At 69.2% G+C, this 21279-nt stretch carries 15 protein-coding genes and 1 pseudogene; 12 read left to right on the top strand and 4 right to left on the bottom strand.

Annotated elements, in window-relative coordinates:
• The 5 genes and pseudogenes from ACTWJ5_RS18875 (at position 1) to ACTWJ5_RS18895 (ending at position 5739) form a co-directional block, all read left to right on the top strand.
• Positions 1-834, top strand: coding sequence for an ABC transporter permease (locus ACTWJ5_RS18875; RefSeq protein WP_116423246.1), 834 nt, complete (start codon positions 1-3; stop codon positions 832-834).
• A 10-nt stretch (positions 835-844) separates the two neighbouring features.
• Positions 845-1660, top strand: a complete 816-nt coding sequence (locus tag ACTWJ5_RS18880; protein ID WP_009622674.1) for an ABC transporter permease — start codon at positions 845-847, stop codon at positions 1658-1660.
• Between the two features lie 527 nt (positions 1661-2187).
• Positions 2188-3513, top strand: coding sequence for a hypothetical protein (locus ACTWJ5_RS18885; protein WP_058491008.1), 1326 nt, complete (start codon positions 2188-2190; stop codon positions 3511-3513).
• 1263 nt (positions 3514-4776) lie between these two features.
• A pseudogene (locus ACTWJ5_RS18890) lies at positions 4777-4833 on the top strand (hypothetical protein); the annotation flags it as partial.
• A 201-nt stretch (positions 4834-5034) separates the two neighbouring features.
• Positions 5035-5739: a methyl-accepting chemotaxis protein gene (locus tag ACTWJ5_RS18895; protein ID WP_370311611.1), complete on the top strand. Its 705-nt coding sequence runs from the start codon at positions 5035-5037 to the stop codon at positions 5737-5739.
• Here ACTWJ5_RS18895 and qhpG read toward each other — a convergent pair whose 3' ends face one another.
• The 4 genes from qhpG to ACTWJ5_RS18915 form a co-directional block, all read right to left on the bottom strand.
• Positions 5740-7047: a flavin-dependent monooxygenase QhpG gene (gene qhpG / locus ACTWJ5_RS18900; protein WP_444436304.1), complete on the bottom strand. Its 1308-nt coding sequence runs from the start codon at positions 7045-7047 to the stop codon at positions 5740-5742.
• Positions 7048-7645: 598 nt separating this feature from the next.
• Positions 7646-8314, bottom strand: coding sequence for a subtilisin-like serine protease QhpE (gene qhpE / locus ACTWJ5_RS18905; RefSeq protein WP_444436305.1), 669 nt, complete (start codon positions 8312-8314; stop codon positions 7646-7648).
• The gene (locus ACTWJ5_RS18910) at positions 8307-10040 is read right to left on the bottom strand and encodes an ABC transporter ATP-binding protein (RefSeq protein ID WP_444436306.1); all 1734 of its coding nucleotides are present in this window, start codon (positions 10038-10040) and stop codon (positions 8307-8309) included. Before ACTWJ5_RS18910 ends, qhpE begins: the two co-directional genes overlap by 8 nt.
• A complete protein-coding gene (locus ACTWJ5_RS18915) occupies positions 10040-11947 on the bottom strand; it encodes a sigma-54-dependent Fis family transcriptional regulator (RefSeq protein ID WP_444439619.1) in 1908 nt (635 codons plus the stop codon). Before ACTWJ5_RS18915 ends, ACTWJ5_RS18910 begins: the two co-directional genes overlap by 1 nt.
• A gap of 210 nt (positions 11948-12157) precedes the next feature.
• Here ACTWJ5_RS18915 and ACTWJ5_RS18920 point away from each other — a divergent pair, with 210 nt between their 5' ends.
• The 7 genes from ACTWJ5_RS18920 (at position 12158) to mexE (ending at position 21174) form a co-directional block, all read left to right on the top strand.
• Complete coding sequence (locus ACTWJ5_RS18920) at positions 12158-12550, top strand: MerR family transcriptional regulator (RefSeq protein WP_043271816.1); 393 nt, start codon at positions 12158-12160, stop codon at positions 12548-12550.
• A 43-nt stretch (positions 12551-12593) separates the two neighbouring features.
• Entirely contained in the window at positions 12594-13757 is a 1164-nt protein-coding gene (locus tag ACTWJ5_RS18925) for an isovaleryl-CoA dehydrogenase (RefSeq protein ID WP_444436307.1), read from the top strand.
• Positions 13758-13871: 114 nt separating this feature from the next.
• Positions 13872-15479, top strand: a complete 1608-nt coding sequence (locus ACTWJ5_RS18930) for a carboxyl transferase domain-containing protein (protein ID WP_444436308.1) — start codon at positions 13872-13874, stop codon at positions 15477-15479.
• Positions 15480-15567: 88 nt separating this feature from the next.
• On the top strand, positions 15568-16365 hold the full coding sequence (locus ACTWJ5_RS18935; protein ID WP_444436309.1) for a gamma-carboxygeranoyl-CoA hydratase: 798 nt from the start codon (positions 15568-15570) through the stop codon (positions 16363-16365).
• A gap of 85 nt (positions 16366-16450) precedes the next feature.
• Positions 16451-18409, top strand: coding sequence for an acetyl/propionyl/methylcrotonyl-CoA carboxylase subunit alpha (locus tag ACTWJ5_RS18940; protein WP_444436310.1), 1959 nt, complete (start codon positions 16451-16453; stop codon positions 18407-18409).
• A gap of 141 nt (positions 18410-18550) precedes the next feature.
• On the top strand, positions 18551-19453 hold the full coding sequence (locus tag ACTWJ5_RS18945) for a hydroxymethylglutaryl-CoA lyase (protein ID WP_444436311.1): 903 nt from the start codon (positions 18551-18553) through the stop codon (positions 19451-19453).
• Positions 19454-19941: 488 nt separating this feature from the next.
• Positions 19942-21174 (top strand): multidrug efflux RND transporter periplasmic adaptor subunit MexE, encoded by a 1233-nt coding sequence (mexE, locus tag ACTWJ5_RS18950; RefSeq protein ID WP_444436312.1) that lies wholly within the window; start codon positions 19942-19944, stop codon positions 21172-21174.
• The last annotated feature ends 105 nt before the right edge of the window (positions 21175-21279 follow it).

A 21279-nucleotide genomic window follows, 5' to 3' on the forward strand; every position in this document is an offset into this window, starting at 1 on the left:
ATGGCGGAGAATCCCTCGCGGCTGAAGCTGGCCCTGCTGCTGGCGCCGCTGCCGCTGGTGCTGCTGCTGTTCTACGTGCTGCCCTTCGCCGGGGTGGTGGGCTGGAGCTTCAGCCTGCCCACCCCGGGCATCGAGCAATACCAGCGCATCGCCAGCGACCCGGCGATCCACGACGTGCTCTGGCGCACCTTCCGCCTGTGCACCACGGTGAGCGTGGTGTCGCTGCTGATCGCCTACCTGATGGCCTACTGCTGGGTGTACAGCCCGCCGTTCTGGCAGCGCATGGTGGAAATCTGCGTATTCATCCCCTTCTGGCTGTCGGTGCTGGTGCGCGCCTTCGGCTGGCTGATCGCCCTGCGCAGCAACGGCCTGCTCAACGGCTGGCTGCAGGCGCTGGGCATCACCAGCGAGCCGCTGCAGCTGACGCGCAACGAGCTGGGGGTGGTGATCGGCATGGTCCACTTCATGGTGCCCTTCGCGCTGTTCCCGCTGGTCTCCACCATGCGCCGCCTCGACCCGCGCGTGCTGCTGGCCGCCCGCGGCCTGGGCGCCGGGCAGCTGCGCACCTTCTGGAGCATCTTCGTGCCACAGACGGTGCCCGGCATCCTCGGCGCCTTCATCATCGTCTTCGTGTTCTGCCTGGGCTTCTTCATCACCCCGGCGATCCTCGGCGGCGGGCAGACGGTGATGGTGGCCGAGTACGTCTACCTGCAGATGTTCCAGACCAGCAACTGGGGCCTGGGCGCGGCGCTCTCGGTGGTGCTGCTGGCGCTGGTGGCGGGGCTGATCTGGGCGCTGCTGCGCATGACCCGCGTCGACAAGCTGGTGGGATGAGGAAAGCCGAATGAACGCACACGAAAGCCGCGCGCCGAGCCGCCTGCTCGCCGCCATGGCGATGATCTTCATGCTGTTCCCGCTGCTGGCGGTGATCCCGGTGTCCTTCACCGGCAAGCGTTTCCTCTCCATGCCCGACGGCAACTGGTCGCTGCGCCACTACAAGGCCCTGCTGGACAGCCCCGAGTGGCTCTCGGCGGTGGGCCAGAGCCTGGTGGTGGCCAGCGCCGCCTGCGTGGTCGCCACCGCCCTGGCGGTGAGCTTCGCCCTGGGCATCTGGTACCTGCGCTCGCGCTGGGCGGCGCTGCTGATCGGCCTGGTGCTGCTGCCCATGGCCATCCCGCCGATGATCTCGGCGATGGTGCTGTACTTCATGGAAACCACGGTGAGCAAGTTCGCCCCCGGCCTGGGCTACGACACCCTGTTCGGCCTGACCATCGCCCACATCGTGATGGTGGTGCCCTACGGCGTGGTGACCATGCTGGTGGCCCTGAGCCAACTGGACCGGCGCATCGAACTGGCCGCGCGCAACCTCGGCGCCAGCCTGGCGCAGACCACCTTCCTGGTGGTGCTGCCGAACCTCAAGCTGGGCGTGGCCAGCACCGCACTGCTGTGCTTCGCACTCTCCTGGGAAGAGATCGCGGTGACGCTGTTCGTCACCAGCACCGAGGTCAACACCCTGCCGCGGCAGATCTGGTCCGGCCTGCGCGACAACATCGACCCGGCGGTGGCGGCCATCTCGGTGCTGCTGATCGCCATCACCCTCCTCGCCCTGCTCGGCCGCATGCTCGCCGGGCGCGCCGCCGCCAAGCCGGCCGGGCACTGAGCAGCCAAGCCGGCGGCGTTGTCCGGGGGATTGTCGGCGCCCCGGACAGCGCCGCCGGCCTGGTTCACCTCCAGGCACCAGGGTGCCGCCCGTATGGTAGGAGCGGACCTTGTCCGCGATAGCCGGGAATTCCGGCGCAGCTCGCGGATGAGATCCGCTCCTACGCTGCGCCACTCACGCCATTCCCATGTAGGGGCGCGCCCTGCGCGCGAATCGCAGGCAGGGCCTGCTCCTACAGGTTTCCGTGAGGCACCCGCCCTGCATCCCGCCACCTGCGCCGAGATGCTTTTCGCAGGATGGGTTGAGCTTGCGAAACCCATGCGGCCATCGGCGATGGGTATCGCTTCGCTCAACCCATCCTACGGGTGTTTCCCTTGCACCCGAAGCGGGCTCCGTCCGCGATCCCGCAGACATCTGGCAAGCACATCCAAGCACTTGGCAGACAGGCACAAGGCCAGCAGCGCCCATGGCCTTAGCATCCCAGGGAGTTTCGTCCCCTGCCAACAATAACGATACGGATGCACGCCATGACCCGATCCACCGTCCTGCGCCCGACGCTGCTCGCCCTGCTGATCGCGGGCAGCGGCCAAGCCAGCGCCTACTCGCTGTATTCCACCGACGATACCCACCTCAACGCCGACCTCACCGCAGTCTACGCGCTGCTGCACAGCCAGGAGAATTACGCGCAGAGCGGCACCAAGGACAAGGGCTCGTCCTATTGGCAGGAAGGCTTCATCAAGTACGGCCTGAGCGGCGACCAGCGCCTGGGCGGCGCCGGCAGTGTGTATGGCGCCTTCGCCCTGCTCAGCTCGGCGACCTGGGGCGACGGCGACGCCGCCGGCTTCACCGACGGCTCCGAGCGCACCACCAAGATCGAGGACGCCTACCTGGGCTGGCGCTCGGGCACGCTGTTCCCGGTGCTGGGCGAGGACGGCATCGACTTCTCCTTCGGCCGCCAGAACATCGTGGTCGGCGACGGCTTCCTGATCAACGGCGACGCCCTCAACTTCGGCAATGGCCTGGCCGACGGCATGTTCGACCGCGGCGGCGCCTACTACCTGGCCGGCCGCCGCAGCTTCGACGAGACCGCGGTGCTGCGCATCGGCGGCAAGCAGGGTTGGCGCGGCGACATCATGCGCCTGAAGTCCGACAACCCGGCCCAGGCCAAGCCCGAGCTGTACGTCGGCACCCTGGAGCACGTCAGTGACGCCGGCACCCTGGGCCTGACCTACATCGACGTCACCGACATCGACGAGCAGTACGCCTCCCCCGCCCAGCTCGACCGCAAGGACATGAAGACCTACAGCCTGCGCGGCCAGGGCAACGCCGGCGTGGAGAACCTGTTCCTCTCCGGCGAGTACGCCTGGCAGGACAAGCGCCACGCCGACGACGAGAACGCCTGGTACCTGGAGGCCGGCTGGACCTTCGCCGACGCCGCCTGGAAGCCCTACGTCAGCTACCGCTTCAGCCGCTTCTCCGAAGGCTTCGACCCGCTGTTCTACGGCTTCAGCCGCGGCTTCGGCACCTGGTTCCAGGGCGAGGTGGCGGGCAACTACTCCGGCCCCTTCAACAGCAACACCCGCGTCCACAACGTCGGCGCCAGGATCCAGCCGACGGAGACCTTCGACGTCGGCCTGCAGTGGTTCCGCTTCGACACCATCGACAAGGACCTGGGCAACCTCGGCGGCCACGAGATCGACCTGTACGCCGACTGGACCGTCAGCCCGCACCTGACCATCACCCCGCTGGTCGGCGTGTACAAGCCGAAGAAGAGCGCCGAGCAAGGCGGCACCCAGATCGGCGGCAACGACGACAACCTCTACACCCAGCTGATCTTCACCAGCACCTTCTAAGCCACAAGCCACGAACCCGCCTCCGCGCCACCGCCGGCCCCCATCCCGGCGGTGGCGCGCCGGCGGGTTTCGCGGTTTCCAGGGAGGCCTCCCATGCGCAGCATCCACTCCACCCTCCAGGGCCGCATCACCTGGCTCGCCGGCCTGTGCCTGCTGGGCATCGCCGCCACCCTGATCGGCCTGTCGCTGTACCAGGCGCGCCAGGACAGCCAGGTGATCGCCGAGGACAGCGGCAAGCTGTTCGCCGGGGCCGCCCACGCCAGCCTGCAGACCCAGGGCCAGGTGCAGGCCCTGCAACTGCAACGCCAGCTGCAGGACAAGCTGCTGCTCGGCGAGGGCCTGTCGCGCACCCTGCAGGCGCTGCGCGAGCAGCAGCGCCTGGGCAACCTCGACGCCGAGGCGCTGCGGCGCAAGGTGGTCGCCGAGATGGGCGGCACCCTGGCCGCGCACCCGGAGCTGCTGGGGCTGTTCGTGGTCTTCGGCGTCGACGCCCTGGACGGCGCCGACGCCCGCGTCAAGGGCCGCGACGAGCTGGGCAGCAACGAGAACGGCCGCTTCACCCTGTACCTGCTGCGCAGCGGCGGCCAGCAGCAGAACGTGGTCGGCACCGAGCAGGTGCTGGCCGACACCACCCCCGGCCCCAGCGGCCAGCCGTACAACGCCTTCTTCACCTGCTCGCGGGACAGCCTGAAGCCCTGCGTGCTCGACCCCTACTTCGACGACGCCTCCGGGCAGCGCCGGCTGGTCACCAGCATCACCCTGCCGCTGCTGGAAGACGGCAAGTTCGTCGCCGCCGTGGGCTTCGACATCGACCTCGCGGCGCTGCAGCAGAGCAGCGTCGAGGGCAGCCGCCAGCTGTTCGACGGCCAGGGGCGCATCCGCATCCTCAGCCCCAACGGCCTGCTGGCCAGCGACAGCGCCAACGCCGCCGGCCTCGGCCAGCCGTTCAAGGACGCGGCGCTGCCCCAGGTGCTGGGCGACATGGCCCAGGGCCGCTCGCTGACCTACGACCAGGGCGACGACGTCAGCGTGCTCGCCAGCCTGGCGCCGCTGGCCGGCGCCAAGCCCTGGGGCATCCTGCTCAGCGTGCCCCGGCAGGTGCTGCTGGCCCCGGCGCAGTCGCTGAAGCACACCCTGGAGGGCCTGCGCGCGCGCAGCACCTGGCTGGAAATCGGCCTGGGCGCGCTGGTGGCGCTACTGGGCCTGGGCATCATCACCCTCACCGCCCGCGGCATCAGCCGGCCGATCCTCGGCCTTGCGCGCATGCTGGAGGACATCGCCGACGGCGAAGGCGACCTCACCCGCCGCCTGGACTACCCGCGCCACGACGAACTGGGCCGCCTGGCCCTGGCCTTCAACCGCTTCCTCGACAAGCTGCAGCCGAGCATCGCCGCGGTGCAGACCGCCAGTGGCGAAGCCCGCGCCGGCGCCGACCAGACCGCCGCCATCGCCCGCCAGACCAGCGACGGCATCCAGCAGCAGTTCCGCGAGATCGACATGGTCGCCACCGCGCTGCAGGAGATGTCCGCCACCGCCAACGCCTCGGCGCAGAGCGCGGCCAGCGCCGCCCAGGCCGCCAGCGAGGCCGAGCGCGCCAGCCAGCAGGGCTACGCCACCATCGAGGCCACCAGCGCCGGCATCGACGCCCTGGCCGGCGACATGAACCAGGCCATGGGCGAGCTGCAGAACCTGGCCAGCAGCAACGAGCAGATCGGCGCGATCCTGGAAGTGATCCAGAGCATCGCCGCACAGACCAACCTGCTGGCGCTCAACGCCGCCATCGAGGCGGCGCGGGCCGGCGAATCCGGGCGCGGCTTCGCCGTGGTCGCCGACGAGGTGCGCGGCCTGGCCAGGCGCACCCAGGATTCGGTGGAGGAGATTCGCGGGGTGATCGAGAACCTGCAGGCACGCAGCCTGTCGGTGGCCGACGCCATGCACAGCAGCTACCGCCAGGCCCAGGACAACGTGCAGCAGGCGCGCCAGGCGATAGACGCGCTGCAACGCATCACCGGCGCGGTGAACCTGATCAGCGACATGAACCTGCAGATCGCCAGCGCCGCCGAGGAGCAGAGCAGCGTGGCCGAGGAGATCGGCCGCAACATCGGCGCCATCCGCGACGTGACCCAGGCCCTGTCGGACCAGGCCGAGCGCTCGGCGCACCTGAGCCAGCAGCTGAACCACAGCGCCGAGCAGCAGCACCGCCTGGTGCAGCAGTTCAAGGCCTGATCAGCGCGGGCGATAGCCCTGGCTCAGCAGCCAGCCCTGGAAGATGCGCCGCTGCTGCTCCGGCAGCGCGGCCAGCACCTGCGCCTGCGGCTCGCTGCGCAGGCGCCGCAACCAGGGCGCCAGCTCCAGGCCCTGCAGGTGCCAGATGCCCAGGGGCTGGTCGGGGCTGACCACCACCTCGGCCTCGTCCACCAGGCCGTCGCGCAGCACCGGGGCGCGTTCGATACGCAAGGCGTCGAAGTCCGCCGGGGCGTGGCTGGGCACCTCGTCCGGCCAGGCGCGGCGGGCCTGCCAAAAGGGTTGGTCAGCCCATTGTTTTTCTTCGGCATAGAAGTCGCGACCGACGCGGGCGAAGCGCAGGAACAGCTGCTCCACCCGGCGCTGGTGGAAGCGCTTGGCCAACTCGGCGCGCTGCGGGGCGCGCAACAGCGTGTTGATGACGGCAGGCGCCTGCAACGCCGAGGACAGCGACTGGAAGATGCCGTTGCCGGACAGCGGGTCCACCGCCATGGCCGCATCGCCCACGCGAATCCAGTTCTCGCCGCAGGCCTCCAGGCAGAGGATCGGCGTGCTGCTGCGGGCGTGCAGTTCCAGGTCCTGTTCGGGGTGGCCGCCGAAGAATGCCTGGCTGAGTGCGGAGCGCTGGCGCCGTTCGCGGCAGTAGTCGAGTAGTTGCTCCTTGGGCGGCAGCGCGCTGCTGGCCACGTCCAGGGTCAACTGCCAGTAGCAGCGCCCGTCGGCCAGCCGCGCCATCCACGCCCAGCCATCGACCAGGCTCTGCACCGCGCTGGCCACCGGCCCCCGCGCACCCTGCCAGCGGCTGAGCAGGCTGAGGGTTTCCGGGCCGCGACGGGCCTTGCCGGCCTTCTGGTTCAGCGGCGCCTGGCGACCGCGGGCTTCGACGAGGAAGGGAGTGTGCAGGTGCTGGCCGCTTTCCAGGCGCACGTGGTGGCCCGTGGCGTCGGATTCCACGCCGAGCACGCGGTCTTCCAGCACCTGGATACCGGCGTCGTGCAGGTCCTGGCGCAGGCCCTGGTCGAACAGCGGGCGGTCGAGGATGAATTCGACGTTCTGCACGCTTTCGCTGCCGTTCCAGTTCACCCGGCGTTGCGAAGGCGGCGCGGTGCAGGCCAGGGCATGATCGAGGCCGGCGTGACGCAGGCCGTCGAGGACGCGTTGGGAGACGCCTTCGACGGCGGCGAAGCGGCGCCATTCGCTGATGACGGTGACGGGATGGCCGAGGCGGTGGAGGCCGATGGCCGTGGCTGCTCCGGCGGGGCCGGCGCCGAGGATCAGGATTGGGGGCATGGAGATTTGAACCCTATCGCGGGCCTGGGCCTGTGGTGCCGATGATAGGCCCGCCCCCTCACCCCAGCCCTCTCCCAGAGGGAGAGGGAGCCGTCCTCAGTGGTGGCAAGGCATGGCGTTCTTCCTGTGATGCCGGGAAGAAACCGCACTCTCCGGCAACGCCGAACAGCCCTCTCCCGGGGGGAGAGGGGGCCGTCCTCAGCGGTAGCAAGGCATGGCGTTCTTCCTGTGACGCCTGGAAGAAACCGCACTACCCGGCAACGCCGAACAGCCCTCTCCCGGGGGGAGAGGGAGCTGTCCTCAGCAGTGGCAAGGCATGGCGCTCTTCCTGTGACGCCAGGAAGAAACCGTACTATCCGGCAACGCCGAACGGTCCCCTCTCCCTCTGGGAGAGGGCTAGGGTGAGGGAAAACATGGTGCCGATGATGCGTCCGCCCCCTCTCCCTAACCCTCTGGACTGTACGGAGCGGTGGCGAAGTTAGGTATGCAGCCGGCAGTCGCGGAATATCAGGAAGACTCGGAACTTCCAGCCACACCGAACGGCCCCCTCTCCCTTCAGGGAGAGGGCTGGGGAGAGGGAAAGGAACCCCAACCCCACTCATAAACTCACCTTCCGCTCGATCCCCTTGTAAGCAGCCCCCTCCCGCATCAACGCCAACAACTCCGAATTCGACACCCCCGGCCGCTCCCCCAGCAAAGCAACCAGATGCCCACAAAAAGCCGCACACCCCAAACTCGCCCCCGCCTGCCCCGCAACCCGCACAGCCGCCCCGAAATCCGCCTGCGCACTCCCCAGCCACGACCACTCCCCCTCGCCACAACGCGCATCCCCGGTCACCCGCACCACCCCCGGATAGGCCGCCGGAAACACCGGCTCACCCCGCGCCGGGCTCGACGCGCAGACCAGAACGCCCGCCTCCACCAGTTCGGCGACGGCCTCGCGGAGGATCGGCCGATCCTGGCGCACACCCAGACTCAGGTTGACCACGCGCGCACCCTGCCCGCCCAGCCATTGCAACGCGGCCGCGATCTGCAACGGGCTGGTCACACCGCGACCGTCGAACACCTGGGCCACGCTGAAACACGCTTGCGGCGCCCGGGAAAGCACCGCCTGGATCACCGCCGAGCCATGACCCAAAACATCGGCCGCCAGTGGCAATCGGTCCACTCCATCATCAGCCAGACAGAAACGCTGCCCGGCCACCACGCAACCCGCCTGCTCCACGGCATGGCCGCTGTCGACTACTCCCACCCGCACCTCAGCCACTCTGTCCTCCCACGGCCACCAACGGCACCTCGCGCACGCTCAACCGGCCGTCCTGCAGCTCCAGGTGCAGGTCGGCCTCGGCCAATGTCGAGGGGCGGTGGCTGACGAGGATGCGCGTGCGCCCGGCGAACAGCCGGTCGATGGCGGCTATCACCTCGCGCTCGGTGCTTTCGTCCACCTGCGAGGTGGCTTCGTCGAGGATCAGCACCAGCGGGTCCTGCAGCAGCGCGCGGGCGATGGCGATGCGCTGCTTCTGCCCGCCGGACAATTGCTGGCCACGCTCGCCCAGGGGGCTGTCGAGGCCTTCGGGCAGGCTGGCGATCAGGCCGTCCAGCTGCGCCAGCGTCGCCACCCTTTCGATTTCTTCACGGCTGACGTGGGGCGCGCTGTACGACAGGTTGTCCGCCAGGCTTCCGCGGAACAGCACCAGCTCCTGGCTGACCACGGCGATGCGCCGGCGCAGCTCGAACAGGTCCAGCTCGCGCAGGTCCACGCCGTCCAGCAGGATGCGGCCCTGGTCGGGGTCGTAGAAGCGTTGCAGCAGGTCGGTAAGGGTGCTCTTGCCGACGCCCGAGGGCCCGCTCAGGGCCACCTTGCGCCCGGCCGGGATGCAGGCGTCCACCTGGTCCAGCAAGGGTTGGCTGCGGCCGGTGTGGTTGAAGCTCACGCCTTCCAGGCGCAGTTCGCCGATGCTCGGCATCGGCCTGGGCTGCGCCGGCGACGCCACGCCCGGCTCCTCGCCGCGCAGCTCCATCACCCGGCCCAGGCTGACGGTCATGCGTTGCAGCGCCACGTACAGGCCCAGCAGGCTCTGCACCGGGCCGATGGCCATGCCCAGGTAGGTGGAGAAGGCGATCAGCGAGCCCAGCTGCCAGGTGCCCTGCACCACCCAGTAGCCGCCGACCAGAAAGGCGCAGGCGCGCGACAGCGACATCAGCGTCCCCGGCAGCGCCTGGGTGAAGAATTCGGTCAGCTGCAAGCGCAGCAGCTGGCCCAGGTAGCCCTGGCCCAGGCCCTCCAGGCGTTGCGCCTCGCGGCCCTGCTGGCCGGCGGACTGGATGAACTTCATCGCCGGCAGGGTCTCGACGAAGAACGACGACAGGTCGGCCGAACGTTCGCGCAGCTGGCGCGCCTCGCGTTCGACCTTCTTGCGCATCCAGCGCAGCCAGAGCACGTCCAGCGGGATCAGCACGGCGACCAGCAGCGACAGTTGCCAACTGAGCGTCAGCAGCAATGCCAGCGAGCCGACCAGGCCGATCACGGCGGACACCGCGGAGAACAGCGAGTCCACGGCGAAGCGCTGGATTTCGGCCACGTCGCCGTCCAGCCGCGACATCAGGTCGCCGATGCGGCGGCGAGCGAAGAAGGTCGGCGACAGGCTTTGCAGGTGGCGGTACAGCGCATCGCGCAGGGCGAACAGGATGCGCCCGGAGAGCCGCGTGTGCAGGTAGCGGTTGAGCCCCGACAGCACGGTGCCGACCAGCCCGACCACGATCATCACCCCGGCCAGCAGCGCCAGCAGGGGGAAGTCGCGGGCCAGCAGGCCGTCGTCGATCAGCAGCTTGGTCAGCCAGGGTTGCGCCAGGGCCAGCAGCGAGGCGCACAGGGCCAGGCCGAGCAGGCCGAGGATGGCCAGGCGCTGCGGGCGGACGAAGCCGTACAGCCAGTGCAGCGCTTCCTTGAGGGCCTTGGGGTCGTCGCTGTCGATCAGGCGGGTGAAGAACATCAGCCGCCCTTCAGTTGCTTGAGCTTGCGGTACAGGGTGGCGCGGCTGATGCCCAGGGCGTCGGCGGCCGCCGAGACGTTGCCCTGGTGGCGGTCCAGGGCCTGGCGGATCAGCTCCATCTCGGTCTCGCGGATGCGCCCGCAGGGCTGCCGCTCGCCGGCGGCGAGTTCTTCCAGGGTGCTGTCCGGCAGGTGCTCCAGGCCCAGGGTGTTTTCGCCCTGCTCGCGCATGGCCAGGGCGGTGCGCAGCACCATTTCCAGCTGGCGGATGTTGCCCGGCCAGTGGTAGTCGGCCAGCAGCGCGAAGAGTTCGTCGTCCAACCGCACCTCGGGCGCGCCCAGCTTGGCCAGCAGGCCCTGGGCCAGTTGGCCGAGGTCGTCGCGCTCGCGCAGGGCCGGCAGGCGCACGCTGATGCCGTTGACGCGGTAGTAGAGGTCTTCGCGGAACTGCTTCTCCTCCACCTGGCGCTTGAGGTCGCGGTGGGTGGCGCAGATCAGCGCTACGTCGATGTCCTGCTCCTCACCCGCGCCCAGCGGCGCCACCTTGCGCTCCTGCAGCACGCGCAGCAGGCGGGCCTGCAGGGCCAGGGGCATGTCGCCGATCTCGTCGAGGAACAGGGTGCCGCCGTGGGCCTGCTGCAGGCGGCCGACCATGCCGCCGCGGCGCGAGCCGGTGAAGGCGCCCTCGCGGTAGCCGAACAGTTCGGATTCGATCAGCCCTTCGGGGATGGCCGCGCAGTTCACCGCGATGAACGGCTTGCCGGAGCGCGCACTGCTCTGGTGCAGGGCGCGCGCCACCACTTCCTTGCCGCTGCCGGTCTCGCCCAGCAGCAGCACCGGCAGTTCGTTCAGCAGGCCCTGGCGGGCCATGCGCAAAGCGCGGGCGTAGCGCGGGTTGCCACCGGCCAGGGCTTCCAGGTCCGGCGCGACCGGGGCCGGGCGCTGCAGCTGGCGCGCCGGCACCGACACCGCGCTGGCGCGCAGCGGCGCCTGCAGCACCTTGTAGAAGAACTCGCCCTTGGCCGTCTGCAGGCTGCCCAGGGCGCCGGATTGCAGGCGCGCGAGCAGTTGCTCGCCCCTGGCGCCCAGCAGGTCTTCGCAGCGGCGCCCGACCAGCGTTTCGCGCGGCGCGCCGAGCAACTGGCAGGCCGGCGTGCTGAGGGCCAGGATGCGGCCCTCCAGGCTCAGCGCCAGCAGGCCCTGCCAGGGCGAATCCAGGTACTGGCGGCGGCTGTGGAAGGACAGCACTACCTGCCCCGGGAAACTGGCGGCGAACAGCCGTTCCTCGATCTGCACCGCCGCGCGGTTGAGCAGGCTGAGGCTTTCCACCGGGCCGGCCAGGGGGCCTTCGCGGGTCAGGTCGAGCACCCCGAGCAGATTGCCCCGGGGGCAGTTGATGGGCACGGAGGTGCAGGAGAAGCGGCTGAGCCGCTCCAGGTAGTGCTCGCCGCAGTCGATCTGGGTGGCGCGGCCTTCCACCAGGGCGGTGCCCAGGGCGTTGGTGCCGCGCGCGGCCTCGCTCCAGCAGGCGCCCGGGGTGATGTCTTCCAGGCCGATGCGGCGCAGGCGCTCGTGGGCGCCGGCCACCGAGACGATGGTGGCGTCGGCGTTGGCCAGGATCACCAGGGCGTCGTGGCCCTGGCGCTGGCGCAGGAAGTCCAGTTCGGGAGTGGCGGCGTCGAGCAGCAGGCGGTTGTTCTCCAGCAGCAGCTCGATGCCGGCGCGGTTGTCCAGCTCCTGGTCGTTGCCGCTGCCGCAGTCCAGGCCGTGGCCCAGGCTGCGCCGCCAGGAGGCGTCGATTTCCTCGCGCAGCACGCCGGCGGGTAGCTCGCCCTCGCGCTGCAGGCGTTCGCGGGCCCGGTGGGCCTCGCGCAGCAGGTCGCTGCTTATTGTTCTTGTCATGTCGATCTCGGCTCCGCTTGCCCGCGCGGTGCGTTGCCGCGCGGGACGTCAGGCTGGTCAGGGACTGTCTACACCCGTCCTCCCCTTCAGTAAAGAGGACTCCCGGTTGCCCGGCAACGCACGCAATTAGCGGGCCAGCCGGTCGGCGGCGAAGTGATTGACAGCCCCTCGACGCAGGTTTACGTTAACGTAAAGGTAAACGAACGAGCAAGCCCGATGCCGACCACCTACAGCATTTCCGACCTGGCCCGCGAACTGGACGTCACCACCCGCGCCATCCGCTTCTACGAGGAGCAAGGCATGCTCAGCCCCGAGCGCCGCGGCCAGGAACGCATCTACAGCCCCAAGGACCTGGTGGCGCTGAAGCTGATCCTGCGCGGCAAGCGCATCGGCTTCTCGCTGGCCGAGTGCAAGGAGCTGATCGACCTCTACGACCCCAGCAGCGGCAACCGCAAGCAGCTCGATACCTTCATGGGCAAGATCGCCGCGCGCCGCGCGCAGCTGGAGCAGCAGCTGCTCGACATCGAGCAGATGAAGCTGGAACTGGACACGGCCGAGGAGCGCTGCCTGGCGGCCCTGGCCGAGACCGAGAAGAAACAGCGCGCCTGAGCGCGCCCTACCCTTATCCAAGTACAAGAAAGCAGGTGCAACCATGAGCTACCCGTCCCTCAACTTCGGCCTCGGCGAAACCATCGACATGCTCCGCGAGCAGGTGCAGGGCTTCGTCGCCAGCGAACTGGCTCCGCGCGCCGCGCAGATCGACGCCGACAACCTGTTCCCCATGGACATGTGGAAGAAGTTCGGCGACATGGGCCTGCTCGGCATCACCGTCGCGGAGGAATACGGCGGCGCCAACATGGGCTACCTGGCCCACGTCATCGCCATCGAGGAAATCAGCCGCGGCTCGGCCTCGGTCGGCCTGTCCTACGGCGCGCACTCCAACCTGTGCGTCAACCAGATCAAGCGCAACGGCAATGCCGAGCAGAAGGCCAAGTACCTGCCCAAGCTGATCAGCGGCGAGCACGTCGGCGCCCTGGCCATGAGCGAGCCCAACGCCGGTTCCGACGTGGTCTCCATGAAGCTGCGCGCCGACAAGCGCGGCGACCGCTTCGTGCTCAACGGCAGCAAGACCTGGATCACCAACGGCCCGGACGCCAACACCTACGTGATCTACGCCAAGACCGAGCCGGAGAAGGGCGCGCACGGCATCACCGCATTCATCGTCGAGCGCGACTGGAAGGGCTTCAGCCGCGGCAGCAAGTTCGACAAGCTGGGCATGCGCGGCTCGAACACCTGCGAGCTGTTCTTCGATGACGTGGAAGTGCCGGAAGAGAACGTGCTGGGCGCGGTCAACGGCGGCGTCAAGGTGCTGATGAGCGGCCTGGACTACGAGCGCGTGGTGCTGGCTGGTGGCCCGATCGGCATCATGCAGGCCTGCATGGACGTGATCGTCCCCTACATCCACGACCGCAAGCAGTTCGGCCAGAGCATCGGCGAATTCCAGCTGATCCAGGGCAAGGTCGCCGACATGTACACCCAGCTCAACGCCAGCCGCGCCTACCTGTACGCGGTGGCCCAGGCCTGCGACCGTGGCGAGACCACCCGCAAGGACGCCGCCGGGGTGATCCTCTACACCGCCGAGCGCGCGACGCAGATGGCCCTGGACGCCATCCAGATCCTCGGCGGCAACGGCTACATCAACGAGTTCCCCACCGGCCGCCTGCTGCGCGACGCCAAGCTCTACGAGATCGGCGCCGGCACCAGCGAGATCCGCCGCATGCTGATCGGCCGCGAGCTGTTCAACGAGACCCGCTGAACGCTGACGCCATTGCCTTTGTAGGAGCGAGCTTGCTCGCGAACAAGCCCCGCAGCGGAGGTCGTTCGCGAGCAAGCTCGCTCCTACAGGTCCATCCCAGCTCGTGGAGACGCCATGACCATCCTCGGCACCCAACTCAACACCCGCTCTCCGGAATACGCCGCCAACGCCGCGACCATGCTGGAGAGCGTCCAGGACCTGCGCGCCCTGCTCGGCCGCGTCCACGAAGGCGGCGGCGCCGCCGCCCAGGCCAAGCACAGCGCGCGCGGCAAGCTGCTGGTGCGCGAGCGCATCAACCGCCTGCTCGACGCCGGCTCGCCGTTCCTCGAAGTCTCCGCCCTGGCCGCCCATGAGGTGTACGGCGAGGACGTGGCCGCCGCCGGCGTGGTCGCCGGCATCGGCCGCGTGGAAGGCGTGGAATGCATGATCGTCGGCAACGACGCCACGGTGAAAGGCGGCAGCTACTACCCGCTGACCGTGAAGAAGCACCTGCGCGCCCAGGCCATCGCCCAGCAGAACCGCCTGCCGTGCATCTACCTGGTGGACTCCGGCGGCGCCAACCTGCCGCGCCAGGACGAGGTGTTCCCCGACCGCGAGCACTTCGGGCGGATCTTCTTCAACCAGGCCAACATGAGCGCCCAGGGCATCCCGCAGATCGCCGTGGTGATGGGCTCGTGCACCGCCGGCGGCGCCTACGTGCCGGCGATGAGCGATGAGACCATCATGGTCCGCGAGCAGGCCACCATCTTCCTCGCCGGCCCGCCGCTGGTGAAGGCCGCCACCGGCGAGGTGGTCAGCGCCGAGGACCTGGGCGGCGCCGACGTGCACTGCAAGACTTCCGGCGTGGCCGACCACTATGCCGAGGACGACGAGCACGCCCTGGCCATCGCCCGCCGCTGCATCGCCAACCTCAACTGGACCAAGCGCGGCAAGCTCAACACGCTGGCCCCGCGCGCGCCGCTGTACCCGGCCGAGGAGCTGTACGGCGTCATTCCGGTGGACAGCAAGCAGCCGTTCGACGTGCGCGAGATCATCGCCCGCCTGGTCGACGGCAGCGAATTCGACGAGTTCAAGGCGCTGTTCGGTACCACCCTGGTGTGCGGCTTCGCCCACCTGCACGGCTACCCCATCGCCATCCTGGCGAACAACGGCATCCTCTTCGCCGAGGCCGCGCAGAAAGGCGCGCACTTCATCGAACTGGCTTGCCAGCGCGGCATCCCGCTGCTGTTCCTGCAGAACATCACCGGCTTCATGGTCGGCCAGAAGTACGAGGCCGGCGGCATCGCCAAGCACGGCGCCAAGCTGGTCACCGCGGTGGCCTGCGCTCAGGTGCCGAAGTTCACCGTGATCATCGGCGGCAGCTTCGGCGCCGGCAACTACGGCATGTGCGGCCGCGCCTACGACCCGCGCTTCCTGTGGATGTGGCCCAACGCGCGGATCGGCGTGATGGGCGGCGAGCAGGCCGCGGGCGTGCTGGCCCAGGTCAAGCGCGAGCAGGCCGAGCGCGCCGGCAATACGCTGAGCGCCGAGGATGAGGCGAAGATCAAGGCGCCGATCCTCGCCCAGTACGAGCGCCAGGGGCACCCCTACTACTCCAGCGCGCGGCTGTGGGACGACGGCGTGATCGACCCGGCGCAGACCCGCGAGGTGCTTGCCCTGGCCTTGTCCGCCTCGCTCAACGCGCCTATCGAAGCGACTCGCTTCGGCGTATTCAGGATGTAAGAAAGCTGGAAGCTTGAAGCCGGAAGCTGGAAGTCGCGCGGCTTTCGCTTCCAACTTCCAGCTTTCGGCTTCCAGCCAGGAAACGACCATGCCTACTTACGAAAACATCCAACTCGAGAAAGACAACCGCGGCGTAGCCACCCTATGGCTCAACCGCCCGGACAAGAACAACGCCTTCAACGCCCAGACCATCGCCGAGCTGATCCGGGCGCTGGACCAGGTGGCCGACGACGCCGAAGTGCGCCTGCTGGTGCTGCGCGGTCGCGGCAGGCATTTCTGCGGCGGCGCCGACCTGGCCTGGATGCAGGAGGCGGTGCAGCTCAACTACCAGGGCAACCTCGCCGACGCCCAGCAACTGGCCGAGCTGCTGAACAACCTGCACCTGCTGAAGAAGCCGACCCTGGCCGTGGTCCAGGGCGCGGCCTTCGGCGGCGGCGTGGGCCTGGTGGCCTGCTGCGACATGGCCCTGGGCAGCGAGCAGGCGCAGTTCTGCCTGTCGGAAGTACGCATCGGGCTGATCCCGGCGACCATCGGGCCCTTCGTGACCAAGGCCATCGGCCAGCGCGCGGCCACCCGCTACGCCCTCACCGCCGAGCGCTTCGACGGTGCCCGCGCCCGCGAGCTGGGCCTGCTGGACGAGTGCTACGGCGCCGAGGAACTGGAGGAGAAGGTCGAGGCCTGGGTCGCCAACCTGCTGTGCAATTCCCCTTGCGCCCTAATGGCTTGCAAGGCGCTGTTCCAGGAGATCGGCAGCGGAGAATTGAGCCCCAACCTGCGCCGCTACACCGAGGCCGCCATCGCCCGCATCCGCATCAGCCCCGAAGGGCAAGAGGGCCTGCACGCCTTCCTCGAGAAGCGCAAGCCGGCCTGGCAGGGAGGCAACTGATGAATCATCGCACCCGTAGGATGGCGTTGAGCGCAGCGAAACCCATCGTCACCCCATCCGCCCATTCGCACCAGGAGCCCCGCCCATGACCATCACGACCCTACTGGTGGCCAACCGCGGCGAGATCGCCTGCCGGGTGATGCGCACCGCCAAGGCCCTGGGCCTGACCACCGTCGCCGTGCACAGCGCCACCGACCGCCACGCCCGCCACGTCGAAGAGGCGGACATCGCCATCGACCTGGGCGGCGCCAAGCCGGCCGAATCCTACCTGCGCGCCGACGCCGTGCTGGCCGCGGCCAAGGCCGCCGGCGCCCAGGCCATCCACCCCGGCTACGGCTTCCTCTCGGAGAACGCCGGCTTCGCCCGCGCCTGCGAAGAGGCCGGGCTGGTGTTCCTCGGCCCGCCGGCCAGCGCCATCGACGCCATGGGCAGCAAGTCCGCGGCCAAGGCGCTGATGGAAGATGCCGGCGTGCCCCTGGTACCCGGCTACCACGGCGAGGCCCAGGACTACCCGACCTTCCAGCGCGAAGCCGCGCGCATCGGCTACCCGGTGCTGCTCAAGGCCGCCGCCGGCGGTGGCGGCAAGGGCATGAAGGTGGTGGAACGCGAAAGCGAGCTGGCCGAGGCCCTGGAATCCGCCCAGCGCGAGGCCCAGTCCGGCTTCGGCGACTCGCGCATGCTGGTGGAGAAATACCTGACCAAGCCGCGCCACGTGGAAATCCAGGTGTTCGCCGACAAGCACGGCAACTGCCTGTACCTCAACGAGCGCGACTGCTCGATCCAGCGCCGCCACCAGAAGGTGGTCGAGGAAGCTCCCGCCCCCGGCCTCTCGGTGGAACTGCGCCGCGGCATGGGCGAGGCCGCCGTGCGCGCCGCCCAGGCCATCGGCTACGTCGGCGCCGGCACCGTGGAGTTCCTCTACGACGAAGCCAGCGGCCAGTTCTTCTTCATGGAAATGAACACCCGCCTGCAGGTGGAACACCCGGTCACCGAGGCCATCACCGGCCTCGACCTGGTGGCCTGGCAGATCCGCGTGGCCCGTGGCGAACCGCTGCCGATCAGCCAGGAGCAGGTGCCGCTGAACGGTCACGCCATCGAAGTGCGCCTCTACGCCGAGGACCCGGAAGGCGGCTTCCTGCCCGCCAGCGGCCACCTGGCGCTGTACCGCGAACCGCCGGCCGGCCCCGGCCGCCGGGTGGACAGCGGCATCCGCGAGGGCGACGACATCTCGCCGTTCTACGACCCCATGCTGGCCAAGCTGATCGCCTGGGGCGAGAACCGCGAGGAAGCCCGCCAGCGCCTGCTGTCGATGCTGAGCGAAACCGCCGTGGGCGGCTTCAAGACCAACCTGGCGTTCCTGCGCCGCGTGCTGGCCCACCCGGCCTTCGCCGCCGCCGAACTGGACACCGGCTTCATCGCCCGCCACCAGGAACAGCTGCTGCCGGCGCCCGGCGAACTGCCGGCGCAGTTCTGGCAACTGGCCGGCGAGGCCTGGGCGCAAAGCGAAGCCGAGCGCGTGCGCAACGACGACGCCCACTCCCCATGGAGCGCCCGCGACGGCTGGCGCAGCGGCCTGCCGGGGGAAACCGACCTGCACCTGCTGGCCAAGGGCGAATCCCAGGTGGTGCGCCTGCGCCATGCCAATGGCGTGCGCGGCGCGACGCTCAAGGGCGAATGGCTGGAAGTGGACCTCGACGGCCTGCGCCGCCGCCACCTGGCCCTGCGCCAGGGCGACAGCCTGTATCTGGAGTGGCAGGGCGAGTTGGTGCAGGTGCGCCGCTACGACGCCATCGCCGAAGCCGAGGCCGCCCACGCCCACCACGGCGGCCTGGGCGCGCCGATGAACGGCAGCATCGTGCGCATCCTGGTCCAGCCCGGCCAGGCGGTGGAAGCCGGCGCCGCCCTGGTGGTGCTGGAAGCCATGAAGATGGAACACAGCATTCGCGCGCCGCACGCCGGCGTGGTGAAATCGCTGTATTGCAGCGAAGGCGAACTGGTGGCCGAGGGTACGGCGCTGGTGGAGTTGGAAGAAGCCCCGGCATAAAGCCCCCGCCCGGCTCTTCGTAGGAGCGAGCTTGCTCGCGAACGCATTGCACCATGAACGTCCGGTGCGAAGCGGGTTCGCGAGCAAGCTCGCTCCTACAAGAGCAACTGCCCTTCGCCTGAACCTCAAGAGGACAACCCCATGCCCCTGCCCCAACACGTCCGCCTGGTCGAAGTCGGCCCGCGCGACGGCCTGCAGAACGAGAAACAGCCCATCAGCGTCGCCGACAAGGTGCGCCTGGTGGACGACCTGAGCGCCGCCGGCCTTTCCTACGTCGAGGTCGGCAGCTTCGTCTCGCCCAAGTGGGTGCCGCAGATGGCCGGCTCCGCCGAAGTCTTCGCCGGCATCCAGCAGAAACCCGGCGTCACCTACGCCGCCCTGGCGCCCAACCTCAAGGGCTTCGAAGCTGCGCTGGAGGCCGGGGTGAAGGAAGTCGCGGTGTTCGCCGCCGCCTCCGAGGCCTTCTCGCAGAAGAACATCAACTGCTCGATCAAGGAGAGCCTGGAACGCTTCGGGCCAGTGATGGACGCCGCCCGCGAGCACGGCATCCGCGTGCGCGGCTACGTGTCCTGCGTGCTCGGCTGCCCCTACCAGGGCGAGGTGGACGTGCAGCAGGTCGCCGCCGTGGCCGCCGAGCTGGACGCCATGGGCTGCTATGAAGTCTCCCTGGGCGACACCATCGGCGTCGGCACCGCCGGCGCCACCCGCGCCATGTTCGAAACGGTCGGCGCCCGCGTGCCGCGCGAACGCCTGGCCGGGCACTTCCACGACACCTACGGCCAGGCCCTGGCGAACATCTACGCCAGCCTGCTGGAAGGCATCGCGGTGTTCGACAGCTCGGTCGCCGGCCTCGGCGGCTGCCCCTACGCCAAGGGCGCCACCGGCAACGTGGCCACCGAGGACGTGCTCTACCTGCTAAACGGCCTGGGCATCCACACCGGCATCGACCTCGACGCCCTGATCGCCGCCGGCCAGCGCATCTGCCAGGTGCTCGGCAAGGAAAACGGCTCCCGCGTAGCCAAGGCGCGCCTGGCCAAGGCCTGATCCCGCGCCGCTATTGCTCGGTCATGGCGATGGGTATCGCTTCGCTCAACCCATCCTACGACGGTGTTTCTCCTGCACCGCAGGGCGCATGACGCCCCAGGCATATCAGGATGACTCCGGCTTCGCCGCCCGTGCCGAACGGCCCCCTCTCCCTCTGGGAGAGGGCTGGGGTGAGGGTTGCGGACTTCGCCGACACTCCCCTGCCAACCCTGCACTCCGCTCCCCCTCCCTAACCCTCCCCCGCAAGCGGGAGAGGGGACCGTTCGGCGTGAAGCGAAACCTGGAAGCTCCCTGAATCCATGTACGCAAACGGCCCGCCACAAGACCCACCACCGCCCGGTAGCAGAAAATCCCCCATCGATTGATACGGATAATGCAACAGGGTTTATCACTGGCCGTGATAATAAGAATGCTCCCGTTCGATTAGCGACTTAGACGCCTGGAACGCAGACTCCGCCCATTACAGAAAAAATGCCGGAGTCTTCCCCATGGAGCGTTCACTCAAACCCTTGCGTATCCCCCTGGCACTGGCCGCCGTCCTGGTGCTCAGCGCCTGCGGCAAGCCCCAGGAAGCCGCGCAGAACATGCCCGCGCCCAAGGTCAGCGTCGCCGAGGTCATCGAGCAGCCGGTCAACGAGTGGGACGAGTTCACCGGCCGCCTGGAGGCGCCCGAATCCGTCGAGCTGCGCCCGCGCGTCTCCGGCTACATCGACAAGGTGACCTTCCGCGAAGGCGCCCTGGTGAAGAAGGGCGACCTGCTGTTCCAGATCGACCCGCGCCCGTTCCAGGCCGAGGTCCACCGCCTTGAGGCCCAGCTGGCGCAGGCCCGCGCCAACCAGACGCGCACCGCCAACGAAGCCGCCCGCGGCGACCGCCTGCGCGCCACCAACGCCATCTCCGCCGAGCTGGCCGACGCCCGCAGCGCCGCCGCCACCGAGGCCCGCGCCCAGGTCGCGGCGACCCAGGCCGAACTGGACAACGCGCGCCTGAACCTGTCGTTCACCCAGATCACCGCGCCCATCGACGGCCGCGTCTCGCGCGCCGAAGTCACCGCCGGCAACCTGGTTAACACCGGGCAGAGCCTGCTCACCACCCTGGTCTCCACCGACAAGGTCTACGCCTACTTCGACGCCGACGAGCGCGTCTACCTGAAGTACGTGGCCATGGCCCGCGCCGGCGGCCCGGACGCCCGCGGCAGTACCCCGGTGTACCTCGGCCTGACCGGCGAGGACGGCTTCCCGCACCTGGGCCGCCTGGACTTCCTCGACAACCAGGTCAACCCCAAGACCGGCACCATCCGCGGCCGCGCGGTGTTCGACAACAAGGACGGCCTGTACACCCCCGGCCTCTACGCGCGCATCAAGCTGGTCGGCTCCGGCACCTACGACGCCGCGCTGATCAAGGACGAAGCGGTCGGCACGGACCTTGGCAAGAAGTTCGTGCTGGTGGTCGGCGCCGACAGGAAGGTGGCCTACCGCGCCATCGAACTGGGGCCGAAGCTGGAAGGCCTGCGCATCGTCCGCAGCGGCCTGGCCAAGGGCGACCGCATCGTGGTCAACGGCCTGCAGCGCGTGCGCCCCGGCGCCGAGGTGGATGCCCAGGGCGTGCCCATGGCCAGCCCGGACACCCTCGCCGCCCTCGCCCGCTCGCGCCAGGCGGTGGAAGACAGCGAGCCGCCGAAGGTCGCCGAGCAGTCGCCGGGCAAGCCCAGCCGCATCTGACGACGACCCGCCCCTGAGCGGGGCACATCGACAACGCAGTACCCGGCCCTGGCCCCACCCAGGGCCGCGGGTGACCTTTTGCCCAGGGTTTAGCGCCCCGCGCGC

Origin of the sequence: Pseudomonas sp. A6 (assembly GCF_052367875.1) — a bacterium.
Taxonomy (GTDB): domain Bacteria; phylum Pseudomonadota; class Gammaproteobacteria; order Pseudomonadales; family Pseudomonadaceae; genus Pseudomonas; species Pseudomonas citronellolis.

Bases quoted from the DNA above. Each gene is read 5' to 3' on its own strand.
- ACTWJ5_RS18880 (WP_009622674.1), top strand. From the start codon at position 845: ATGAACGCACACGAAAGCCGCGCGCCGAGCCGCCTGCTCGCCGCCATG.
- ACTWJ5_RS18930 (WP_444436308.1), top strand. From the start codon at position 13,872: ATGACCATCCTCGGCACCCAACTCAACACCCGCTCTCCGGAATACGCC.
- ACTWJ5_RS18940 (WP_444436310.1), top strand. From the start codon at position 16,451: ATGACCATCACGACCCTACTGGTGGCCAACCGCGGCGAGATCGCCTGC.
- ACTWJ5_RS18895 (WP_370311611.1), top strand. From the start codon at position 5,035: ATGTCCGCCACCGCCAACGCCTCGGCGCAGAGCGCGGCCAGCGCCGCC.
- ACTWJ5_RS18920 (WP_043271816.1), top strand. From the start codon at position 12,158: ATGCCGACCACCTACAGCATTTCCGACCTGGCCCGCGAACTGGACGTC.
- ACTWJ5_RS18945 (WP_444436311.1), top strand. From the start codon at position 18,551: ATGCCCCTGCCCCAACACGTCCGCCTGGTCGAAGTCGGCCCGCGCGAC.
- ACTWJ5_RS18875 (WP_116423246.1), top strand. From the start codon at position 1: ATGGCGGAGAATCCCTCGCGGCTGAAGCTGGCCCTGCTGCTGGCGCCG.
- ACTWJ5_RS18885 (WP_058491008.1), top strand. From the start codon at position 2,188: ATGACCCGATCCACCGTCCTGCGCCCGACGCTGCTCGCCCTGCTGATC.
- ACTWJ5_RS18935 (WP_444436309.1), top strand. From the start codon at position 15,568: ATGCCTACTTACGAAAACATCCAACTCGAGAAAGACAACCGCGGCGTA.
- ACTWJ5_RS18925 (WP_444436307.1), top strand. From the start codon at position 12,594: ATGAGCTACCCGTCCCTCAACTTCGGCCTCGGCGAAACCATCGACATG.
- ACTWJ5_RS18910 (WP_444436306.1), bottom strand. From the start codon at position 10,040: ATGTTCTTCACCCGCCTGATCGACAGCGACGACCCCAAGGCCCTCAAG.
- mexE (WP_444436312.1), top strand. From the start codon at position 19,942: ATGGAGCGTTCACTCAAACCCTTGCGTATCCCCCTGGCACTGGCCGCC.
- qhpG (WP_444436304.1), bottom strand. From the start codon at position 7,047: ATGCCCCCAATCCTGATCCTCGGCGCCGGCCCCGCCGGAGCAGCCACG.